This is a genomic window from Ruegeria sp. AF1 (assembly GCF_056542125.1).
Genome location: NZ_JBQFZG010000046.1, coordinates 1 through 1,273, shown reverse-complemented (window position 1 = coordinate 1,273; position 1,273 = coordinate 1). Strand labels below are relative to the sequence as shown.

Annotated in this window: 1 protein-coding gene; it reads left to right on the top strand. The window is 63.4% G+C overall.

Annotated features, from left to right (window positions below; translation table 11 throughout):
- Positions 1–1,273: serine hydroxymethyltransferase (glyA, locus tag ACR0BK_RS20350; RefSeq protein ID WP_480521574.1), on the top strand; the 1,273-nt coding region annotated here is incomplete at its 5' end.

Genomic DNA, 1,273 nt, shown 5'->3' with positions numbered 1-1,273 from the left:
CGGATTTTTCACCCAGTCCTTGTCGGACCGCGATCCTGAGCTTTTTGGCTCGATCCGGTCTGAGCTGGGTCGTCAGCGCGACGAGATCGAGCTGATTGCGTCCGAGAACATCGTCTCTGCCGCCGTGATGGAGGCGCAGGGTTCGGTGATGACCAACAAATATGCCGAAGGTTACCCGGGCCGGCGCTATTACGGGGGCTGCGAGTTTGTTGACATCGCCGAGAATCTGGCCATCGACCGCGCCAAGCAGCTGTTTGGCTGTGGCTTTGCCAATGTGCAGCCGAACTCGGGCAGCCAGGCCAACCAGGGCGTGTTCCAGGCGCTGATCCAGCCCGGCGACACCATTCTGGGCATGAGCCTGGATGCCGGTGGCCACCTGACCCACGGCGCGCGGCCCAACCAGTCGGGCAAGTGGTTCAACGCCGTGCAATACGGCGTGCGCCAGCAGGACAACATGCTGGACTATGATCAGGTCGAGGCGCTGGCGAAAGAGCATAACCCCAAGCTGATCATCGCGGGCGGTTCGGCCATCCCGCGTCAGATCGACTTTGCCCGCATGCGCGAGATCGCCGACATGGTCGGCGCCTATCTGCACGTGGACATGGCGCATTTCGCCGGTCTGGTCGCGGCAGGCGAGCATCCCAGCCCGTTCCCCTACGCGCATGTGGCGACCACCACCACACACAAGACCCTGCGCGGCCCACGTGGGGGCATGATCCTGACCAATGATGAAGATATCGCTAAGAAAGTGAATTCGGCGATCTTCCCCGGCATTCAGGGCGGCCCGCTGATGCATGTGATCGCGGCCAAGGCCGTGGCCTTTGGCGAGGCGCTGCGCCCCGAGTTCAAAAGCTATATCCAGCAGGTCGTGATCAATGCGCAGGCGCTCAGCGATCAGCTGATCAAGGGCGGGCTCGACACCGTGACCCACGGCACCGACACCCATGTGGTGCTGGTTGACCTGCGCCCCAAGGGCGTCAAGGGCAACGCCACCGAAAAGGCCCTGGGCCGGGCGCATATCACCTGCAACAAGAACGGCGTGCCATTTGACCCGGAAAAGCCGACCATCACGTCGGGCATCCGCCTGGGCAGCCCCGCCGGCACCACCCGCGGCTTTGGCGAGACCGAATTCCGCCAGATCGCCGACTGGATCATCGAAGTGGTCGACGGCCTGGCAGCCAACGGCGAAGACGGCAACTCCGAAGTCGAAGCCCGCGTCCGCGCCCAGGTCGCAGATCTCTGCAACCGCTTCCCCATCTACCCGAACCTGTAA